Here is a 17,649-nt window from a genome sequence, read left to right as displayed (position 1 = left end):
AGAAACCTTGCGGTGACGCAGATGTTAAAGGCCCGCCACCCGAAAAGGCAGCGGGCCGTACGAAATCGAGCGCGAAAACTAGTCGGTCTGCGCGGTGCTCCACCACACCGTGGTGTCGGCGGGCACCTTCGCCTCGTCGTCGACCTGCACGATCTCACCGCTCGCGACCAGCACACGGCCGTACGCCGGCATCGCCACCGACTCGCCCGTGGTGTTCGCGACGCACACGAACTCCCCGCGCCGGAAGGCGAGGACGCCCTCGGGCGCCCGCAGCCACTCCACGGACGTGCCGGCCCCGAGGTCGGGGTGCGCGCGCCGCGCGGCGAGGGCGGCCCGGTACAGCTCCAGGGTCGAACCGGGCACCCCGGTCTGCGCCTCGACGCTCGACTCGCCCCAGCTGTCCGGCTGCGGCAGCCAGCTGCCCCCGTCGCCGAAGCCGTACGAGGTACCGGTCCGGGTCCACGGGATGGGCACCCGGCACCCGTCACGGAAGCCGTCCTGGCCGGCCCCCCGGAAGTACGCCGGGTCCTGGCGCACCTCGTCGGGCAGGTCCACCACGTCCGGCAGGCCGAGCTCCTCGCCCTGGTAGACGTAGGCCGAGCCGGGCAGGGCCAGCATCAGCAGGCTCGCCGCGCGGGCCCTGCGCAGGCCCAGTTCCCGGTCGCCGGCCACGCGGATCTGGGTGCCGAGGCCGGGCGGGTTGGCGAACCGGGTGGCGTGCCGGGTGACGTCGTGGTTGGACAGGACCCAGGTGGCCGGGGCGCCGACCGGGCGCATGGCCTCCAGGGTGCGGTCGATGACCTCGCGCATCTCGGCCGCGTCCCAGTGGGTGCTCAGGTACTGGAAGTTGAACGCCTGGTGCAGCTCGTCCGGGCGGACGTAGTTGGCGGTCCGCTCGATCGTCGACGTCCACGCCTCGGCGACGAAGATGCGCTCGCCCGCGTACTCGTCCAGGATCAGCCGCCACTGACGGTAGATCTCGTGCACACCGTCCTGGTCGAAGAACGGCATGACATCGTTGCCCAGCAGCTTCACCTGGTCGTGGGATCCAAGGTCGGGCAGCCCGTCCGCCTTCACCAGGCCGTGGGCCACGTCGATCCGGAAGCCGTCCACGCCCATGTCCAGCCAGAACCGCAGGATGGAACGGAACTCGTCGCCGACCGCCGGGTGGTTCCAGTTGAAGTCGGGCTGCTCCGGGGCGAAGAGGTGCAGGTACCACTCGCCCGGCGTGCCGTCGGGCTCGGTGACGCGGGTCCAGGCCGGGCCGCCGAAGATGGACTCCCAGTCGTTGGGCGGCAGTTCGCCGTCGGCGCCCTTGCCGGGACGGAAGTGGTAGCGGTCGCGCAGCGGCGAGCCCGGGCCCTCGGCGACGGCCCGCTTGAACCACTCGTGCTGGTCCGAGGAGTGGTTGGGCACCAGGTCGACGATGATGCGCAGACCGAGCCGGTGGGCGTCGCGGATCAGCGCGTCGGCGTCCAGGAGGTTGCCGAACATGGGGTCGACGGCCCGGTAGTCGGCGACGTCGTAGCCGGCGTCGGCCTGCGGCGAGGCGTAGAAGGGGCTGAGCCACACGGCGTCCACGCCGAGGTCGCGCAGGTACGGAAGCCGGGTGCGGACACCCTCCAGGTCGCCCATGCCGTCGCCGTTGCTGTCGGCGAAACTGCGCGGGTACACCTGGTAGATCACCGCGTCCCGCCACCAGTCGCGGCGCTTGGCGACGGCCACGGCGGACGGGGAGGTGGGGGCAGGTGCAGCTGAGTGCTGGCTCATGTCGTCCTTGATGCGTAACTGGGGTGTGGTCATGGGACGTGAGGTGGTACGAGGCGGCCGCGGCACAGCGGGGTCGGATGGGCGCCGCGGCCGCCTCGGGCTGGTGGGGGCCGTTCGGTGACGGCCCGGGGAGCGCCGGTCAGCCCTTGGTGCCGCCGGCGGTGAGCCCGGTCACCAGGTTCTTCTGCACGAGGTAGAAGAACGCGGAGACGGGTATCGCGATGAGCACCGCGGTCGCGGCCATCAGGTTGCGCTGGGCGTCGTGTTCGCTGATGAAGCTCTGCAGGCCGACGGCGAAGGTGTACTTCTCGTCGTCGAGCATGAACACGGTGGCGAAGGCGACCTCGCCGAAGGCGGTGATGAAGCTGTAGAAGGCGGCCACCGCCAGACCGGGCCGGGCGAGCGGCAGGATCAGCCGGAAGAACGTGCCGAACGGCGTCAGTCCGTCGACGCGGCCGGCCTCGTCGATCTCGAACGGGATGGTGTCGAAGTAGCCCTTCAGCAGCCAGGCGCAGTAGGGCACCGCGGTGGAGCAGTAGACCAGGATCAGGCCGAGGTAGGTGTCGACGAGCTGCAGGCTCGACAGGATCTGGTACATCGGCACGATCAGCACGGCGATGGGGAACATCTGCGTGCACAGCAGGACCCACATGAACTTCTTGTAGCCCGGGAAGCGCATGCGGGACACGGCGTACCCGGTCGTGGCGGCGATGACCACTCCGATGACCGTGGTCCCCAGGGACACGATCAGCGTGCTCTGCAGCCAGTGGAAGAAGGCGGTCTCCTGCAGCACGAAGCTGTAGTTGTCCAGGGTCATCTTCGACCAGATGCCGCCCGGGTGCAGGTAGTCGTCCTTGTCCGGGCCGAGGGACAGGAAGATCAGCCAGGCGATCGGGAAGAGCGCGATCAGGCTCGCGATGATCAGCAGGCCGTGGGAGAGGAGGCTCCCGGCCGTGCCGCGGCGGCCGCGCCGGCGCACGGGGGCGGGCGCGGGGGCGACGGCGGGGACCGGGGCCCCGCCCGCGGACTGCTGGACGGTCGTGGTGCTCATGGGGACTCCTGCCTCAGATCGCGAGCTGCTGCTCATCGCGGTTCAGCCAGCGGCGGTAGAAGGAGGTGAAGACGATCAGGATGCCGAGCAGCAGGATGCCGTAGGCGGCCGACTGCGCGAAGTCGCGCGGCTGCTGTCCGAAGCCGAGCTGGTAGGCCCAGGTGACGAGGATCTGCGCGTCCGGGGCGGTGTTGCCGAACAGCAGGAAGATGATGGCGAACTGGTTGAACGTCCAGATCACACCGAGCAGCACCACGGTGGAGCTGACCGACCTCAGGCCCGGCAGGGTGACGTAGCGGAACTGCTGCCAGCGGCTGGCGCCGTCCATCTCGGCGGCCTCGTACAGGGAGGAGTCGATGGACTGCAGGCCGCCGAGCAGGGAGACCATCATGAACGGCACGCCGCACCAGGTGTTGACCATGATCGCGGCGAAGCGCTGCCAGAAGGTGTCCTCCAGCCACGCCGGGGTCGGCAGGTGCAGCATCTCCAGGCCGGAGTTGATGATGCCCGAGTCGGCGAGCATGAAGCGCCAGCCGAAGACGGTGACGAAGGTCGGCACGGCCCACGGCAGGATGAGCATCAGCCGGTAGAAGGTGCGCCCGCGCAGCTTCTGGTTGAGCAGCAGCGCCAGGCCCAGGCCGATGGAGTAGTGCAGGACGACGCACAGGGCCGTCCACACGATCGTCCAGATGAAGTGGGACCAGAAGCGGTCGTAGGCGGTCTCGCCCCACAGGATGTCCGCGTAGTTGTCGAAGCCGATGAACTTGTAGGTGGCCTCGATCTCGTTGACGCCGATCGTCCGGGCCGTGTTGAGGCTGGTCGCGTCGGTGAGCGTCAGGTAGAAGCCGTAGGCCAGGGGGTACAGCACGAGGACGCCGAGCACGACGGCCACGGGCGCGATCATCGCGTAGGCGTACCAGTGCTTCTGGTAGCTGTGCCTGAGGCGCCGGCCCAGCCCGGACCGGGGACCGCGGTCACCGCTCCGCTTGCCGGTCGCTCGGTCGATGGCGACTGTCATGTTCGACAACCTTCTTCGCGAACTGGAGATCAGCTGGAGATCGAGGGATACGGCACACAGGCCGACGGCCGCCGGATCCTTCCCCCTCTGTGCTGGAGGATCCGGCGGCCACAGGGCCTACTTGCTGTAGTCCGGGAGCAGCTTGGCGATGGAGGTCTCGGCGCTCTTGAGCCCCTCGTCCAGGGACTTCTTGCCACCCGCGATCGCGAGCAGCTCGTCGTCCAGCGGCGTCCACAGCGAGCTGTACTCGGGCAGCTCCGGCCGCGGCTGGGCGGCGGCGAGGACGCCCTGGTAGCCGGCGATGCCCGGGTCGGCCTTGACCTCGGCGGTGTAGGCGTCGTCGCGCGTCGGCAGCGTGTTGTTCTTCAGCGCGATGGTCTCCTGGGCCTTGGCCGAGGTCATGAACTTCACGAACTTCAGCGAGGCCTCCTGGTGGGCCTTGTCCGAGCCCGCGTACACCGAGAGGTTGTGGCCGCCGGTCGGGGCGCCGGCCTTGCCGCTGGAGCCGGCCGGGACAGTGGCGATGCCCAGGTTGGCCTTGTCCTTGAACGCCGAGCCCTTGTAGAAGTTCGTGATCTCCCACGGGCCCTGGATGATCGAGGCGACCTTGCCGCTGACGAACGCCTCCTGGATGTGGGCGTAGGCGTCGGCGGTGGTGTCGGCCTTGTGCAGGCCCTTGCCCTTGAACAGGCTCAGCCAGGTGCCGTAGGCCTTCTCGGCCGCGGGCGAGGTGACCGTGATCTCCTTGGCGCCGACGTCGACGGTGTCGGCACCCTCGCCGTAGAGGAAGGAGTGGGCGTAGTAGGACTGGGTCGAGCCCCAGTAGCCGTCGACGCCGGTCTTGTCCTTGATCGTGGCCGCGGCCTTCTTCAGGTCGTCCCAGGTCTTGGGGGCCTCGACGCCGGCCTTCTCGAACAGGGCCTTGTTGTAGACCAGGGCGAGGGTGTCCGTGGTGAAGGGGACACCGTAGGTCTTGCCCTCGTACTGGGCCTGCTTGATCAGGTTGGGCTGGAACTTGTCCTGCTCGGCGAGGGCGTCGGTGCCGTCCAGCGGCAGGAAGAAGCCCTTCTTGGCGAAGGCGGGGGTCCAGCCGACCTCGGAGCGCAGCACGTCGGGGGCACCCTTGGAACCGGCGGCGGTGTCGAACTTGTTCTGCGCCTGGTCGAAGGGGACGTTGACGTACTTGACCTTGACGTCCTTGTTGGCGGCCTCGAACTCCTTGACGAGGGCCTTGTAGGTCGGCGCCTCGTTCGTGGCGTTGGAGGTGTCCCACCAGGTGATGGTGACGGGACCGTCGGCCTTGTCGCCGCTGTCGCTTCCGCCGCACGCCGTCGCTGCCAGGGCGAGGGACGCCACCAGCGCGGTGGCCGCTATGCCACGCCGCATGAGTTCTCCTTGAGGGTGAAGCCCGTTGTGCTGCCGACTGCGCCGTTGGCCGCCGGGCGTCGGTGACATTAACCTCGTCGCAACGTGTTGCGAAAGACCTTGCAGCAAAAAGTTGCAAGAGGTGCGGATGGTTATCCCGCCGTGACCTCCCCTCGATCGCCCCGAAGCCTTGATTTACGGCTGCTCGACGGGGAGTCGGACAGTTGTGCAAGACTCTGCAAGCACTTGCCATCCGTTTCCGCCGGGGGAATCATCCGTTGCGGAGCGGACGCCGACACCACTTCAGGGGACCGCGATGACCAAGCAACCCGCAGCGGGCCGTGCGCCGGCCCGTACCCGGCGTCCCGTCGGTGTGCAAGCAGAAGTCCGGCCGCTACAGTCCAGTGCTGTGACCACACGGCTTGCGGACATCGCGTTGCAGGCGGGGGTGAGCGAAGCGACCGTCAGCCGCGTCCTCAACGGGAAGCCGGGCGTCGCCGCCACGACCCGCCAGTCCGTGCTGGCCGCCCTCGACGTGCTGGGCTACGAACGCCCGGTGCGGCTGCGGCAGCGCAGCGAGGGCCTGGTCGGCCTGATCACCCCGGAGCTGGAGAACCCGATCTTCCCGGCCCTGGCCCAGGTCATCGGCCAGGCGCTGACGCGGCAGGGCTACACGCCCGTGCTGGCCACCCAGACCCCGGGCGGCTCGACCGAGGACGAGCTGACCGAGATGCTGGTGGACCGCGGGGTCGCCGGCATCATCTACGTCTCCGGGCTGCACGCGGACACCACCGCCGACATGCAGCGCTACGACCGGCTGCGCGCGCAGGGCGTGCCCTATGTCCTGGTCGACGGTTTCTCGCCGAAGGTGCAGGCGCCGTTCATCTCCCCCGACGACCGGGCGGCGATGAGCCTGGCCGTGACGCACCTGGCGTCCCTCGGGCACACCCGGATCGGACTGGCCCTCGGACCCAAGCGGTTCGTGCCCGTGCAGCGCAAGATCGAGGGCTTCGTGCGCGCCATGCAGGAGCAGGTGGGCCTGGGCGCCGAGACCGTCGAATCGCAGCTCGTGCAGCACTCGCTCTACACGCTGGAGGGCGGCCAGGCCGCCGCCACCGCCCTGATGGAGCGGGACTGCACGGCCGTGGTGTGCGCGAGCGACATGATGGCGCTGGGCGCGATCCGGGCGGCGCGCCAGCGGGGCCTGGACGTGCCGAAGGACATCTCCGTGGTCGGCTTCGACGACTCCCCGCTGATCGCGTTCACCGACCCGCCCCTGACGACCATCCGCAAGCCGGTCCCGGCCATGGGCCAGGCGGCCGTGCGCACGCTGCTGGAGGAGATCGGCGGAACGCCCGCGCCGCACAGCGAGTTCGTGTTCATGCCGGAACTGGTGGTGCGCGGTTCGACCGCCTCGGCGCCCGGGGACCGTGTGCGCTCCTGAGGCCGGCGGCCTGATGTCGCGGTAGAACATGCGGCCCGGGCCGGGTCGCGGGATGATCGGTGGGGAAGTCCTTTTCTGGCAGACTTTGTGCCTATGGGTGACGCGACCGTGACGCAGCCGGAGGGCCTGGAGGCGGCCCTCCCGCCCCCCGTTGCGGTCGAGACCGGGCCGGGTGTGCTGCGCCGGCTGCGGACACCGCGCCGACCCCGCTTCTGGTTCGAGATCCTGCTGATCGCGGTGAGTTACTGGACGTACTCGCTCGTCCGCAACGCCGTGCCCGAGCAGAAGACCGAGGCGCTGCGCAACGCCGACTGGATCTGGAAGACCGAGCACCAGCTGGGCATCGCCGTCGAGGAGTCGGTCAACCACGCGGTGAACTCGGTGACTTGGCTGATCATCGGCATGAACTACTACTACGCGACGCTGCACTTCGTGGTCACGCTGGGTGTGCTGGTGTGGCTGTACCGTCGCCACCCCGGCCGGTACGCGGCGACCCGCCTGGTGCTCTTCGCGACCACCGCCGTCGCCCTGGTCGGTTACTACCTGTATCCGCTGGCGCCTCCGCGGCTGATGAACGGCGGCGACTTCGTCGACACCGTCATGGTCCACCAGACCTGGGGTTCGATGGCGTCCGGCGACCTGAAGAACATGTCCAACCAGTACGCCGCGATGCCGTCGATGCACATCGGCTGGTCGGTGTGGTGCGGCCTGACGATCTTCGCGCTGGCGTCCGTCCCCTGGGTGCGGGTGCTGGGCCTGCTGTACCCGGCGCTGACCCTGGTCGTGATCGTCGCCACGGCCAACCACTTCTGGCTGGACGCGGTCGGTGGCGTGCTGTGCCTGGCGTTCGGGTTCGCGGTGGCCCGGCTCTGGTACGGCCGGCTGCCGTACGCGCTGCCGAAGCGGGTGCCGCGTCGGAAACCGGCCCGGTCCGATCAGCGTTCGGTCGCCCCGTAGAACAGCTCCTCCACCACGCCCCGCGCGCGGCGGGCCGTGCGCCGGTAGCCGTCGAGCATGTCGCCGACGTGGCCCGGGTTGTGGCCCAGGTACCGGCCGACGGCGGCCAGTTCGCGCGGGTCGGAGGGGAACGTGTCGCCTGCCCGGCCCCGCACCAGCATCACCGCGTTGCGGACCCGGGTCGCCAGGACCCAGGCCTCGTCGAGCGTCGCGGCGTCCTCGTCCGTGATCAGTCCCGCCGAGCGTGCGGCGGCCAGGGCCTCACGGGTGCGGGTGGTGCGCAGGCCGGGCTCCCGCGCGCCGTGCCGCAGCTGCAGCAGCTGCACCGTCCACTCCACGTCGGACAGCCCGCCGGGCCCGAGCTTGGCGTGCAGCTTCGGATCGGCGCCGCGCGGCATCCGCTCCCGCTCCATCCGGGCCTTCAGCCGCCGGATCTCGCGCACGGCCTCGTCGCCGAGACCGTCGGCCGGGTAGCGCAGCGGGTCGATCAGCTCGATGAAGCGACGGCCGAGGTCCTCGTCCCCGGCGACCGGCTCGGCCCGCAGCAGGGCGTGCGACTCCCAGGTCAGCGACCACCGGCGGTAGTACGCCGCGTACGAGGTCAGCGTCCGCACCAGCGGCCCGGACTTGCCCTCCGGACGCAGGTCGGCGTCGATGAGCAGGGGCGGGTCGGCGCTGGGGATCTGCAGCAGGCGGCGCATCTCGGAGACGACCTTGTTCGCCGCCTGGGACGCCTCCCGCTCGTCGACGCCGTCGCGCGGTTCGTGCACGAACAGCACGTCCGCGTCGGAGCCGTAGCCCAGCTCGTGGCCGCCGAACCGGCCCATGCCGATGATCGCGAACCGGGTGGGCAGCTCATCGCCCCAGCCTTCCCGGACGACCGCCCGGAGCGTGCCCGCGAGGGTCGCGGCGGTCAGGTCCGACACCGCGGCCCCGACCCGGTCCACCAGGGCGCCCTGGTCGGCCTCGGCGGGCTGCTCCTCGGTGCCGTAGGAGCCGACGATGTCCGCGGCGGCCGTGCGGAACAGCTCGCGGCGGCGCACCCCGCGCGCGGCCGTGACCGCCTGGGCGGCCCCGTCGGCCCGCTTCACCGCGGCGAGTATCTCCTGCTCCAGGTGGGCGCGCGGGCGGGGCGAGAGGCCACCGCCGTCCCCGTCGCCGAGCAGCGCCACCGCCTCGGGCGCCCGCATCAGCAGGTCGGGCGCGAGGCGTCCGGCGGACAGCACCCGGGCGAGGTTCTGCGCTGCGGCGCCCTCGTCCCGCAGCAGCCGCAGGTACCAGGGCGTCTTGCCGAGGGCGTCGGACACCTTGCGGAAGTTGAGCAGGCCCGCGTCCGGGTCGGCCGAGTCGGCGAACCAGCCGAGCAGCACGGGCAGCAGGGTGCGCTGGATGGCGGCCTTGCGGGTGACGCCGGAGGCCAGCGCCTCCAGGTGGCGCAGGGCGGAGGCCGGGTCGGCGTACCCGAGGGCGACCATGCGTTCGCGGGCCGCCTCGGCGCTCAGCCGGGCCTCGCCGGTGGCGAGCTGGGCGACCGCGTCGAGCAGCGGCCGGTAGAACAGCTTCTCGTGCAGCCGGCGCACCACGGTGGCGTGCCGCCGCCACTCGCGGTGCAGCTCGGCGACCGGGTCGGTGCGCAGCCCCAGGGAGCGGCCGATGCGGCGCAGCTCGGCCTCGTCCTCCGGCACGAGGTGGGTGCGCCGCAGCCGGAACAGCTGGATGCGGTGCTCCAGGGAGCGCAGGAAGCGGTAGGCCTCGTCGAGCTGCGCGGCGTCTGACCGGCCGACGTAGCCGCCGGCGGCGAGCGCCTTGAGCGCGTCGAGGGTCGTACCGCTGCGCAGGGAGGGGTCGGTGCGGCCGTGCACCAGCTGCAGCAGCTGCACGGCGAACTCGACGTCCCTGAGGCCGCCCGGGCCCAGCTTCAGCTGGCGGTCGACCTCGGCGGCGGGGATGTTCTCCACGACCCGGCGGCGCATCTTCTGCACGTCCGCGACGAAGTTCTCGCGCTCGGCGGCCTTCCACACCAGCGGCTGCACGGCCTCGACGTACTCCGCGCCGAGGTCGAGGTCGCCGGCGACCGGGCGGGCCTTGAGCAGCGCCTGGAACTCCCAGGTCTTGGCCCAGCGCTGGTAGTAGGCCAGGTGGCTGGCCAGGGTCCGCACCAGCGGGCCGTTGCGGCCCTCGGGGCGGAGGTTGGCGTCGACGGGCCAGATGGAGCCCTCGACCGTGGTCTCCGAGCAGATCCGCATCATGTGCGAGGCGAGCCGGGTCGCGGCACGGATCGCCTTGGTCTCGTCGGCTCCCTCGACGGCCTCGCCGACGAAGATGACGTCGACGTCGGAGACGTAGTTCAGCTCGTGGCCGCCGCACTTGCCCATCGCGATGACGGCGAGCCGGCACAGGGCGTCGTCCTCGGGCGCGGCCGCCCGGGCGAGACCGAGGGCGGCGCGCAGGGTGGCGGTGGCGAGGTCGGCCAGCTCGGCGGCGGACTCGGCGACACCGGTCGTACCGCACACGTCGCGGGCGGCGATGGACAGCAGGCAGCGCCGGTAGGCGACGCGCAGCGAGACCGGGTCGTCGGCCTGCGCGAGTCCGGCCTCGAACTCCGCCACCCCGGGGTGCAGGTCCCGCGCCTCGTAGGTCACGAGGGCCTGCCAGTCGTCCGGGTGCCGGGCGAGGTGGTCGGCGAGGGCGGTGGAGGCGCCGAGCACGCCGAGGAGCCGGTCGCGCAGCGGCTTGGCCGAGATCAGGGTGTCGAGCAGTTCCCGGCGGGCGCCCGGGTGCGGCTGGGCCTCCAGCAGCCGGACGAGGCCGAGCAGCGCGAGATCGGGGTCGGCGGTCGCGCCCAGCGCGTCCAGCAGCACCGGGTCGTCGCGCAGGGGAGCGAGCTCGACGCTGTCCAGGAGCCGCTCGGCGGCGGAGGCGTCGGTGAAGCCGTGCCGCAGCAGCCGTGTGAAGGTACTGCTCCTGCGCCCCGGGGCCGCCGTCATCCGGGCCTCCCTCACACTCTTTCCCGGTCCTGCATCGGATCAAGGTCGTACGGCTTCGAGCCTAACCGCAGGGCCCGGGACGAGCGCCGGTGAGTTCGGCGGGCGGACAGGGTCTGTACGGGGAGAGCACGGGCCAGGAGGAGGCGCGGGCCCGGCTCATGGCGGCCGAGCTGTTCCGGATCTCGACCGTTCGGCCGGACGGGCGCCCGCACGTCACCCCCCTGCCGGCGGTCCGGTCGGACGGCGCCCTGCACTTCTGCACGGGCCCGGAGGAACGCAAGGCGCGCAACCTCGCGCGGAACCCGCACGTGGTGCTGACCACCGGCACGAACACCTGGGACCGGGGGTACGACCTGGTCGTCGAGGGCGAGGCGGTGCGGGTGACGGACGAGGCGCGGCTACGGGAACTGGCCACCGCGTGGGAGGAGAAGTACGGCAGTTTCTGGCACTTCGAGGTACGGGAGGGCCATTTCCACCACGGCGCGGGGCGCGCGGCCGTCTACTCGGTGGCGCCGCGCACGGTTTTCGGCTTCGGTAAGGGGGAGCCGTTCAGCCAGACGCGGTGGCGCTTCGCCTGAGGCCCGGCCCCCGGTGCCCGACGCCCCACGCCTGGTGCGTGTGCCTCGCCTGATGCCTGATGCCTGATGCCTGATGCCTGATGCCGCCCGACGAAGGAGTCACGCCGTGGACATCACCCTCGAAGTCATCCCGCTGCCCGTGACCGACATCGACCGGGCCCGGGACTTCTACCGGGACAAGGTCGGCTTCCACGTGGACATCGACCAGGAGGTCATGCCCGGGATGCGGATCGTCCAGCTGACTCCTCCGGGTTCCGGCTGTTCGATCGCCCTCGGCGACTCGCTCTGGGAGATGACCCCGGGCCCCACCCCGGCCCCCGGCACCTACCAGGGCCTGCAACTGTGCGTGGCCGACATCAAGGCGGCGCACGCCGAGTTCGTCGCCCGCGGCCTCGACATCTCGGAGCCGGTCCAGTACGCCCCGGACGACGGCGCCACGTTCATGCATTTCCAGGACCCGGACGGCAACGGCTGGGCGGTGCAGGAGTACCGCAGGCGGGCGACGGAACCGCTGCACGAGCTGCTGGCGAACCAGAAGCGGCAGCGGGAGTCCTGACCGGTCGCGGTGGGGTGCGTGCGGACCGGTCAGGAATCGAGAAGCCGGAAACCGGGGGCGGGGCTAGCGTCGGGGACATGACCTCCATCGCATGCGTCACCCTCGAAGTGTCCGACCCCGCCGCCGCCGAACGCTTCCACACCACCGCCTTCGGCCTGGCCGGGCAGGTGCGCCTGCGGGCCTCGCAGGCACCGTCGACCGGCTTCCGCGGCTTCACGCTGTCCCTGGTGACCTCCCAGCCGGGCCATGTCGACGCCCTCTTCGACGCGGCCGTGGCGGCCGGTGCCACGGTGCTCAAGCCCGCCGCGAAGTCCCTGTGGGGCTACGGCGGCGTGGTGCAGGCCCCGGACGGCACGATCTGGCAGCTCGCCTCGTCGTCGAAGAAGGACACCGGCCCGGCCGCGCGGGAGTTCGACGAGATCGTGCTGCTGCTCGGCGTGGCCGACGTCAAGGCCAGCAAGCGGTTCTACGTCGAGCGCGGCCTCGCCGTGGCGAAGAGCTTCGGCGGCAGGTACGTCGAGTTCGAGACCGGGCCCGGCCCCGTCAAGCTGTCGCTGTACAAGCGGTCCGGCCTGGCGAAGGTCGCCGGCGTCTCCCCCGACGGCACGGGCTCCCACCGGCTCGTCGTCAACGGCGACACCGGTGCGTTCACGGACCCGGACGGCTTCGCGTGGGAACCGGTGACGCAGACGGCGTCCCTGTGAGCGAGGCCGACGGTCCCCCGCCGGCCTCCACCACGCCGGAGAGCCCGCCCGGCCTCATCCGCCGCCCGGCTTGATCCATGGCCACCTGACGACGCAGACCACGACGGGCGCGACGACCATGGCCAGCAGCCACAGGCCCACGCTCGCCGGAGAGTAGACGTAGTGGCGCCAGTGCTCCGGCAGCGGCGACGGCGCGAGGAGAAGCGCGATCAGGGCGGCCCAGGTGACCAGCACCGCTGCCGCCATACGCACTGCGACCACCCTGCCCGCTCCCCTCCACGGCTGATCGTCCCGTCGGACCGAATGACAGGCCGGACGGGAACAGCGCCCTCCGGCCGGCGCCTACAGCGCGGGAAGATTCTTCCGCAGCTCGAACGCCGTGACCTCGCTGCGGTACTCCTCCCACTCCTGCCGCTTGTTGCGCAGGAAGAAGTCGAAGACGTGCTCTCCGAGCGTCTCGGCGACCAGGTCGCTGCGTTCCATCAGGGTCAGGGCCTCGCCCAGGTTCTGGGGCAGCGGTTCGATGCCCATCGCGCGGCGCTCCGCGTCGGACAGGGCCCAGACGTCGTCCTCCGCGCCCGGCGGGAGCTCGTAGCCCTCCTCGATGCCCTTGAGACCGGCGGCGAGCAGGACCGCGTAGGCGAGGTAGGGGTTCGCGCCGGCGTCGAGGGAGCGGACCTCGACGCGGGCCGAGCCCGTCTTGCCGGGCTTGTACATCGGGACCCGGACCAGGGCCGAGCGGTTGTTGTGGCCCCAGCAGATGTACGACGGGGCCTCGCCGCCCGCGCCGGCCGTGCGCTCAGCGCCGCCCCAGATGCGCTTGTAGGAGTTGACCCACTGGTTGGTGACGGCGGAGACCTCCGCCGCGTGCCGCAGCAGGCCCGCGATGAAGGAGCGGCCGACCTTGGAGAGCTGGTACTCCGAGCCCGACTCGTAGAACGCGTTGCGGTCGCCCTCGAAGAGGGAGAGGTGGGTGTGCATGCCGGAGCCCGGGTGCTCCGAGAACGGCTTCGGCATGAACGTGGCGTGCACGCCCTGCTCCAGCGCCACCTGCTTCATGACCAGGCGGAAGGTCATGACGTTGTCGGCCGTGGAGAGCGCGTCGGCGTAGCGCAGGTCGATCTCCTGCTGGCCGGGCGCGCCCTCGTGGTGGGAGAACTCGACGGAGATGCCCATGGACTCCAGCATGGTGATCGCCTGGCGGCGGAAGTCCATGCCGACGTTGGTCGGGGTGTGGTCGAAGTAGCCGGAGTTGTCGGCCGGGGTGGGGCGGGAGCCGTCCAGCGGGCGGTCCTTCAGCAGGAAGAACTCGATCTCCGGGTGCGTGTAGAACGTGAAGCCCAGGTCGGAGGCGCGGGCCAGGGCGCGCTTGAGCACGTAGCGCGGGTCGGCGAAGGACGGGGAGCCGTCCGGCATGAGGATGTCGCAGAACATGCGCGCCGTGCCCGGGGCCTCGGCGCGCCAGGGCAGGATCTGGAAGGTCGACGGGTCCGGCTTGGCGATCATGTCGGATTCGTAGACCCGGGCGAAGCCCTCGATCGCGGAGCCGTCGAAGCCGATGCCCTCGTCGAAGGCCTGTTCCAGCTCGGCCGGGGCCACGGCGACGGACTTGAGGAAGCCCAGCACGTCCGTGAACCACAGGCGTACGAACCGGATGTCGCGCTCCTCCAACGTCCGGAGCACGAACTCCTGCTGCTTGTCCATCTTCCGCTTCCCCATCCTTGCTGGTCAGGCCGCCTGTCTTCCGTACCACGGGAGGCGGTCGGGCACCTGAGCATCCCACCACACCACCATTTCGTACGCGTTGCGGGCCATGATCGCCCGACCGGCGGGGACCGGACGACCCGCGTACGCCGGGTGGACTGCTCTGGAGCCCATAGTGCCTGCTCGCACCGACATCCGTAACGGCCGGTCCGCTTCACTCCCGCCCGCTTTAATTTGCATCTCATATGCAACTTTAACTAGCGTGCGCGCAGTCGAGCGTTGAGGAGCCCCGATGCTGTCCGAGCAGTCCGCCGCCATCGTCCGCGCGACCCTCCCCGCCGTCGGCGCGGCCCTGGACACGATCACCGAACGCTTCTACGCGGGTCTGTTCGAGGCCCACCCCGAGTTGCTGCGCGATCTGTTCAACCGGGGCAACCAGGCCGCCGGCACGCAGCGGCAGGCGCTCGCCGGCTCCGTCGCCGCCTTCGCCTCGCACCTTCTGGACCATCCGGAGCAGCGGCCGGACGCGATGCTGCGGCGCATCGCCCACAAGCACGCCTCCCTCGGTGTCACCGCCGAGCAGTACGGCATCGTCCACGAGCACCTGTTCGCCGCCATCGCGGGCGTGCTGGGCGAAGCCGTCACGCCCGCGGTCGCCGCCGCCTGGGACGAGGTCTACTGGCTGATGGCGAACGCCCTGATCGCCGTCGAGAGACGGCTGAGCGAGGAGCGCGGCGGACCGGCCTGGCGACCCTGGGAGGTCGCCGAGCGGGTCACCGAGACCGCGGACGTGGTCACGTTCCGGCTGCGGCCCGCCGACGGCGGCCCCGTGCGGGACTTCTCCGCCGGCCAGTACGTCTCCGTCCGGGTCACCCTCCCGGACGGCGCCCGGCAGGTACGGCAGTACAGCCTCTCGGGTGCACCCGGCCCGGACCTGCGGCAGATCAGCGTGAAGCGCGTGCTCGGCGACGGCGGCCCCGACGGCGAGGTATCCCACCACCTGCACGCGCGCGTGCGGGAGGGCGACGTCCTGGAGCTGTCGGAGGCCTACGGCGACCTGGTCCTGGACGCCGGCCCCGACACCCCCCTGCTGCTGGCCTCGGCGGGCATCGGCATCACGCCGATCACCGCGATGCTGGCCCACCTGGCGGGCTCGGGCCACCGCGCCCCGGTCACCGTCGTCCACGGCGACCGCTCCCCCGCCACCCACGCCCTGCGCACCGACCACGAGTCCTGGACGGACAAGCTGCCCGACGCCGCCCTGCACCTCTGGTACGAGCAGGACGCCCCGGCCGGGGCCCGCACCGGACTGGTCGACCTCGCCGGGGTCCCGGTCGCCCCGGGCACGCGCGCGTACCTGTGCGGCCCGCTGCCGTTCATGCGGGCGGTGCGGGCGCAGCTGCTCGCCAGGGGTGTGGCACCGGCGGGCATCCACTACGAGGTGTTCGGCCCGGACCTGTGGCTGGCGGGTCAGGACTGAGGCGAGCCGCGGTCCTCGGGGCGCCGCGAGATCCCGAGCAGCAGCGCCCCCGTCGGCTCCGCGGCGATGTCCGCCACGGTGAGCGGGTCCAGGGAGGCGAAGAACGCCTCCTGGGCGCGGCGCAGGGCGCCGCGCAGCCGGCAGGCGGAGTTCAGCGGGCAGGGAACCGGGCCCTCGCAGTCGACGACGTCGCCCTCGCCCTCGAAGGCGCGCACCACGGCGCCCACGGACGCCGTGCGGCCCTCCTCGGTGAGGGCGAGCCCGCCGCCGCGTCCGCGGCGGGCCGTCAGCAGCCCGCGGTGCTGCAGCTCGGCGACGACCTTCGCCAGGTGGGTGTACGGCACGCCCATGCCGTCCGCGACCTCCCGGGTCGTCGGACTCGACCCGCCCGCGACGGCGAGCCGCATCAGGACCCGCAGGGCGAGGTCGGTGGAGCGCAGCAGCCGCATGCGGGCAGCGTAGATAAAGGGGCACGGGCGGTTCAAATGATCCGGGGCGCAGCGGCCCGAGCTGTCGGGGAGCTGTCGGTGCCGTATCGATTCGGCCCTTTCCCGCGGCCGCTCTACGAGGGGCCCCGCCTCCCCCATTACGATCAGGCCACCCGACCGTCCCACTTTTCCCGCGAAGGACACCTCATGGGCTCCGCCAAGAAGAGCAACACGGCACGCAAGGCGCGAATAGAGGAGATGCGGCGTGCCGAGCAGGCCCGTGAGCGCCGCGCCCGGATCCTCACCATCGCGGCCAGCGTCGTGATCGTCGGCGGCCTGGTCGCCGGCGGCGTCGTGCTCGTGCGGTCCCAGTCCGACAACGGCGGCGGCAGCGCGGCGAGCGACTCCTCGGGCAAGGGCAGGTTCGTCACCGGCAAGGACGGTGTGAAGACCTGGGAGGGCAAGCTCTCCCGCAACCACGTCACCAAGGCCGTGAAGTACGCGACCGAGCCGCCGGTCGGCGGCGACCACAACCAGGTGTGGATGAACTGCAACGGCGACGTCTACACCAAGGAGATCAACAACACCAACGCCGTGCACTCGCTGGAGCACGGCGCGGTGTGGGTGACGTACAACGCCGCCGCGAAGAAGGCCGACGTCGACGCGCTCGCGGCGAAGGTGAAGAAGACGCCGTACACGCTGATGAGCCCGATGGACGACCAGAAGGACCCGATCATGCTCTCGGCGTGGGGTCACCAGCGCACCGTGACGGGCGCGGACGACCCGGACGTCGACAAGTTCTTCGAGAAGTTCGTCCAGGGCGAGCAGACCCCCGAGCCGGGTGCCGCCTGCACCAACGGGCTGTCGCAGTGAGGCACGTCGGTCTGGTCGCCGGGGCCGCGGTGACGGCGCTCGTCGCGGCCGGCGCGATCACCTACGCCGTCGCCGGGGACGACGGCGGGAGCACGACCCCCTCCGCCGAGTCGGCGGACGCCGGGTTCGCGCGCGACATGGCGGTGCACCACCAGCAGGCCGTGGAGATGTCGTACATCGTGCGCGACCGCACGAAGGACGAGGAGGTGCGCCGCCTGGCCTACGACATCGCGCAGACGCAGGCCAACCAGCGCGGCATGATGCTGGGCTGGCTGGATCTGTGGGGCCTGCCCAAGGTGTCCTCGGAGCCGCCGATGACCTGGATGGACATGGGCGGCATGGCCTCCGGCAAGGACGGCGCGCTGATGCCGGGCATGGCCACGAACACCGAGATGAAGAAGCTCGGCGAACTCAGCGGGAAGCAGGCCGAGATCTTCTACCTGCAGCTGATGACGGACCACCACGAGGGCGGCATCCACATGGCCCGGGGCTGTGTGGACAAGTGCGCGGTCGGGGTGGAGAAGCGGCTCGCGCAGGGCATGGTGGACGCGCAGCAGTCGGAGATCGGACTCATGGCGGACCTGCTCAAGGCCCGCGGCGCCGAGCCCCGCGCGTAGGGCGTAAGCCTCAAATCGCCCTTCCCTGCGGGCCCTTGGGGTCTTCTTGGCCCGCGCAGGGTGCTTCTTGGGCTCCGCATTCCCCTGGCATGAACGGTTCCTCGCGAGAGTGGCGGG

At 71.1% G+C, this 17,649-nt stretch carries 16 protein-coding genes; 8 read left to right on the top strand and 8 right to left on the bottom strand.

The features are described 5' to 3' along the window. Positions 1-78 precede the first annotated feature (78 nt). The 4 genes from ACIGAQ_RS13560 to ACIGAQ_RS13545 all read right to left on the bottom strand — a co-directional run bounded on the left by ACIGAQ_RS13560 (position 79) and on the right by ACIGAQ_RS13545 (position 5,225). Positions 79-1,770 carry a glycoside hydrolase family 13 protein gene (locus ACIGAQ_RS13560; RefSeq protein ID WP_399782279.1) on the bottom strand — a complete coding sequence of 564 codons (1,692 nt, stop codon included), beginning with the start codon at positions 1,768-1,770 and terminating at the stop codon, positions 79-81. A 139-nt stretch (positions 1,771-1,909) separates the two neighbouring features. After that, the gene (locus ACIGAQ_RS13555) at positions 1,910-2,821 is read right to left on the bottom strand and encodes an ABC transporter permease subunit (RefSeq protein ID WP_362273982.1); all 912 of its coding nucleotides are present in this window, start codon (positions 2,819-2,821) and stop codon (positions 1,910-1,912) included. Positions 2,822-2,834: 13 nt separating this feature from the next. Continuing rightward, positions 2,835-3,839 carry a sugar ABC transporter permease gene (locus tag ACIGAQ_RS13550; RefSeq protein ID WP_311687343.1) on the bottom strand — a complete coding sequence of 335 codons (1,005 nt, stop codon included), beginning with the start codon at positions 3,837-3,839 and terminating at the stop codon, positions 2,835-2,837. A 117-nt stretch (positions 3,840-3,956) separates the two neighbouring features. Next, positions 3,957-5,225 carry an extracellular solute-binding protein gene (locus ACIGAQ_RS13545; protein WP_399782274.1) on the bottom strand — a complete coding sequence of 423 codons (1,269 nt, stop codon included), beginning with the start codon at positions 5,223-5,225 and terminating at the stop codon, positions 3,957-3,959. Positions 5,226-5,613: 388 nt separating this feature from the next. Between ACIGAQ_RS13545 and ACIGAQ_RS13540 the strand changes: the two genes are divergently transcribed. Both ACIGAQ_RS13540 and ACIGAQ_RS13535 read left to right on the top strand, forming a co-directional pair. Continuing rightward, complete coding sequence (locus tag ACIGAQ_RS13540) at positions 5,614-6,648, top strand: LacI family DNA-binding transcriptional regulator (protein ID WP_311687347.1); 1,035 nt, start codon at positions 5,614-5,616, stop codon at positions 6,646-6,648. A gap of 93 nt (positions 6,649-6,741) precedes the next feature. Then, entirely contained in the window at positions 6,742-7,605 is an 864-nt protein-coding gene (locus ACIGAQ_RS13535; RefSeq protein WP_399782271.1) for a phosphatase PAP2 family protein, read from the top strand. On the opposite strand, the gene ACIGAQ_RS13530 is transcribed toward ACIGAQ_RS13535, so the two are convergent. Next, positions 7,584-10,592 (bottom strand): bifunctional [glutamine synthetase] adenylyltransferase/[glutamine synthetase]-adenylyl-L-tyrosine phosphorylase, encoded by a 3,009-nt coding sequence (locus ACIGAQ_RS13530; RefSeq protein ID WP_399782268.1) that lies wholly within the window; start codon positions 10,590-10,592, stop codon positions 7,584-7,586. The two genes, ACIGAQ_RS13535 and ACIGAQ_RS13530, sit on opposite strands and share 22 nt — an antisense overlap. A gap of 113 nt (positions 10,593-10,705) precedes the next feature. Here ACIGAQ_RS13530 and ACIGAQ_RS13525 point away from each other — a divergent pair, with 113 nt between their 5' ends. The 3 genes from ACIGAQ_RS13525 (at position 10,706) to ACIGAQ_RS13515 (ending at position 12,430) form a co-directional block, all read left to right on the top strand. Further along, on the top strand, positions 10,706-11,170 hold the full coding sequence (locus ACIGAQ_RS13525) for a pyridoxamine 5'-phosphate oxidase family protein (protein WP_399783172.1): 465 nt from the start codon (positions 10,706-10,708) through the stop codon (positions 11,168-11,170). A gap of 106 nt (positions 11,171-11,276) precedes the next feature. Next, entirely contained in the window at positions 11,277-11,726 is a 450-nt protein-coding gene (locus tag ACIGAQ_RS13520; protein ID WP_311687351.1) for a VOC family protein, read from the top strand. A gap of 77 nt (positions 11,727-11,803) precedes the next feature. Continuing rightward, positions 11,804-12,430, top strand: coding sequence for a glyoxalase (locus ACIGAQ_RS13515; RefSeq protein ID WP_399782265.1), 627 nt, complete (start codon positions 11,804-11,806; stop codon positions 12,428-12,430). Between the two features lie 54 nt (positions 12,431-12,484). On the opposite strand, the gene ACIGAQ_RS13510 is transcribed toward ACIGAQ_RS13515, so the two are convergent. Further along, entirely contained in the window at positions 12,485-12,691 is a 207-nt protein-coding gene (locus ACIGAQ_RS13510) for a hypothetical protein (RefSeq protein WP_399782262.1), read from the bottom strand. Positions 12,692-12,772: 81 nt separating this feature from the next. Beyond that, entirely contained in the window at positions 12,773-14,134 is a 1,362-nt protein-coding gene (glnA, locus tag ACIGAQ_RS13505; protein ID WP_311687354.1) for a type I glutamate--ammonia ligase, read from the bottom strand. A gap of 292 nt (positions 14,135-14,426) precedes the next feature. Between glnA and ACIGAQ_RS13500 the strand changes: the two genes are divergently transcribed. Next, complete coding sequence (locus ACIGAQ_RS13500; protein WP_399782259.1) at positions 14,427-15,614, top strand: globin domain-containing protein; 1,188 nt, start codon at positions 14,427-14,429, stop codon at positions 15,612-15,614. Here the strand turns inward: ACIGAQ_RS13500 and ACIGAQ_RS13495 are convergent. Beyond that, complete coding sequence (locus ACIGAQ_RS13495; RefSeq protein WP_362273994.1) at positions 15,605-16,063, bottom strand: Rrf2 family transcriptional regulator; 459 nt, start codon at positions 16,061-16,063, stop codon at positions 15,605-15,607. The genes ACIGAQ_RS13500 and ACIGAQ_RS13495 overlap by 10 nt on opposite strands. A 186-nt stretch (positions 16,064-16,249) precedes the next feature. Here ACIGAQ_RS13495 and ACIGAQ_RS13490 point away from each other — a divergent pair, with 186 nt between their 5' ends. Further along, positions 16,250-16,915, top strand: a complete 666-nt coding sequence (locus tag ACIGAQ_RS13490; RefSeq protein WP_311687358.1) for a DUF3105 domain-containing protein — start codon at positions 16,250-16,252, stop codon at positions 16,913-16,915. Beyond that, positions 16,912-17,532 carry a DUF305 domain-containing protein gene (locus ACIGAQ_RS13485; RefSeq protein WP_399782254.1) on the top strand — a complete coding sequence of 207 codons (621 nt, stop codon included), beginning with the start codon at positions 16,912-16,914 and terminating at the stop codon, positions 17,530-17,532. Before ACIGAQ_RS13490 ends, ACIGAQ_RS13485 begins: the two co-directional genes overlap by 4 nt. Positions 17,533-17,649 lie beyond the last annotated feature (117 nt).

It is taken from the genome of Streptomyces sp. NPDC085932 (assembly GCF_044540525.1).
GTDB classification, from domain to species: Bacteria; Actinomycetota; Actinomycetes; order Streptomycetales; family Streptomycetaceae; genus Streptomyces; species Streptomyces levis.
This window is presented reverse-complemented; position numbering and strand designations above follow the sequence as displayed.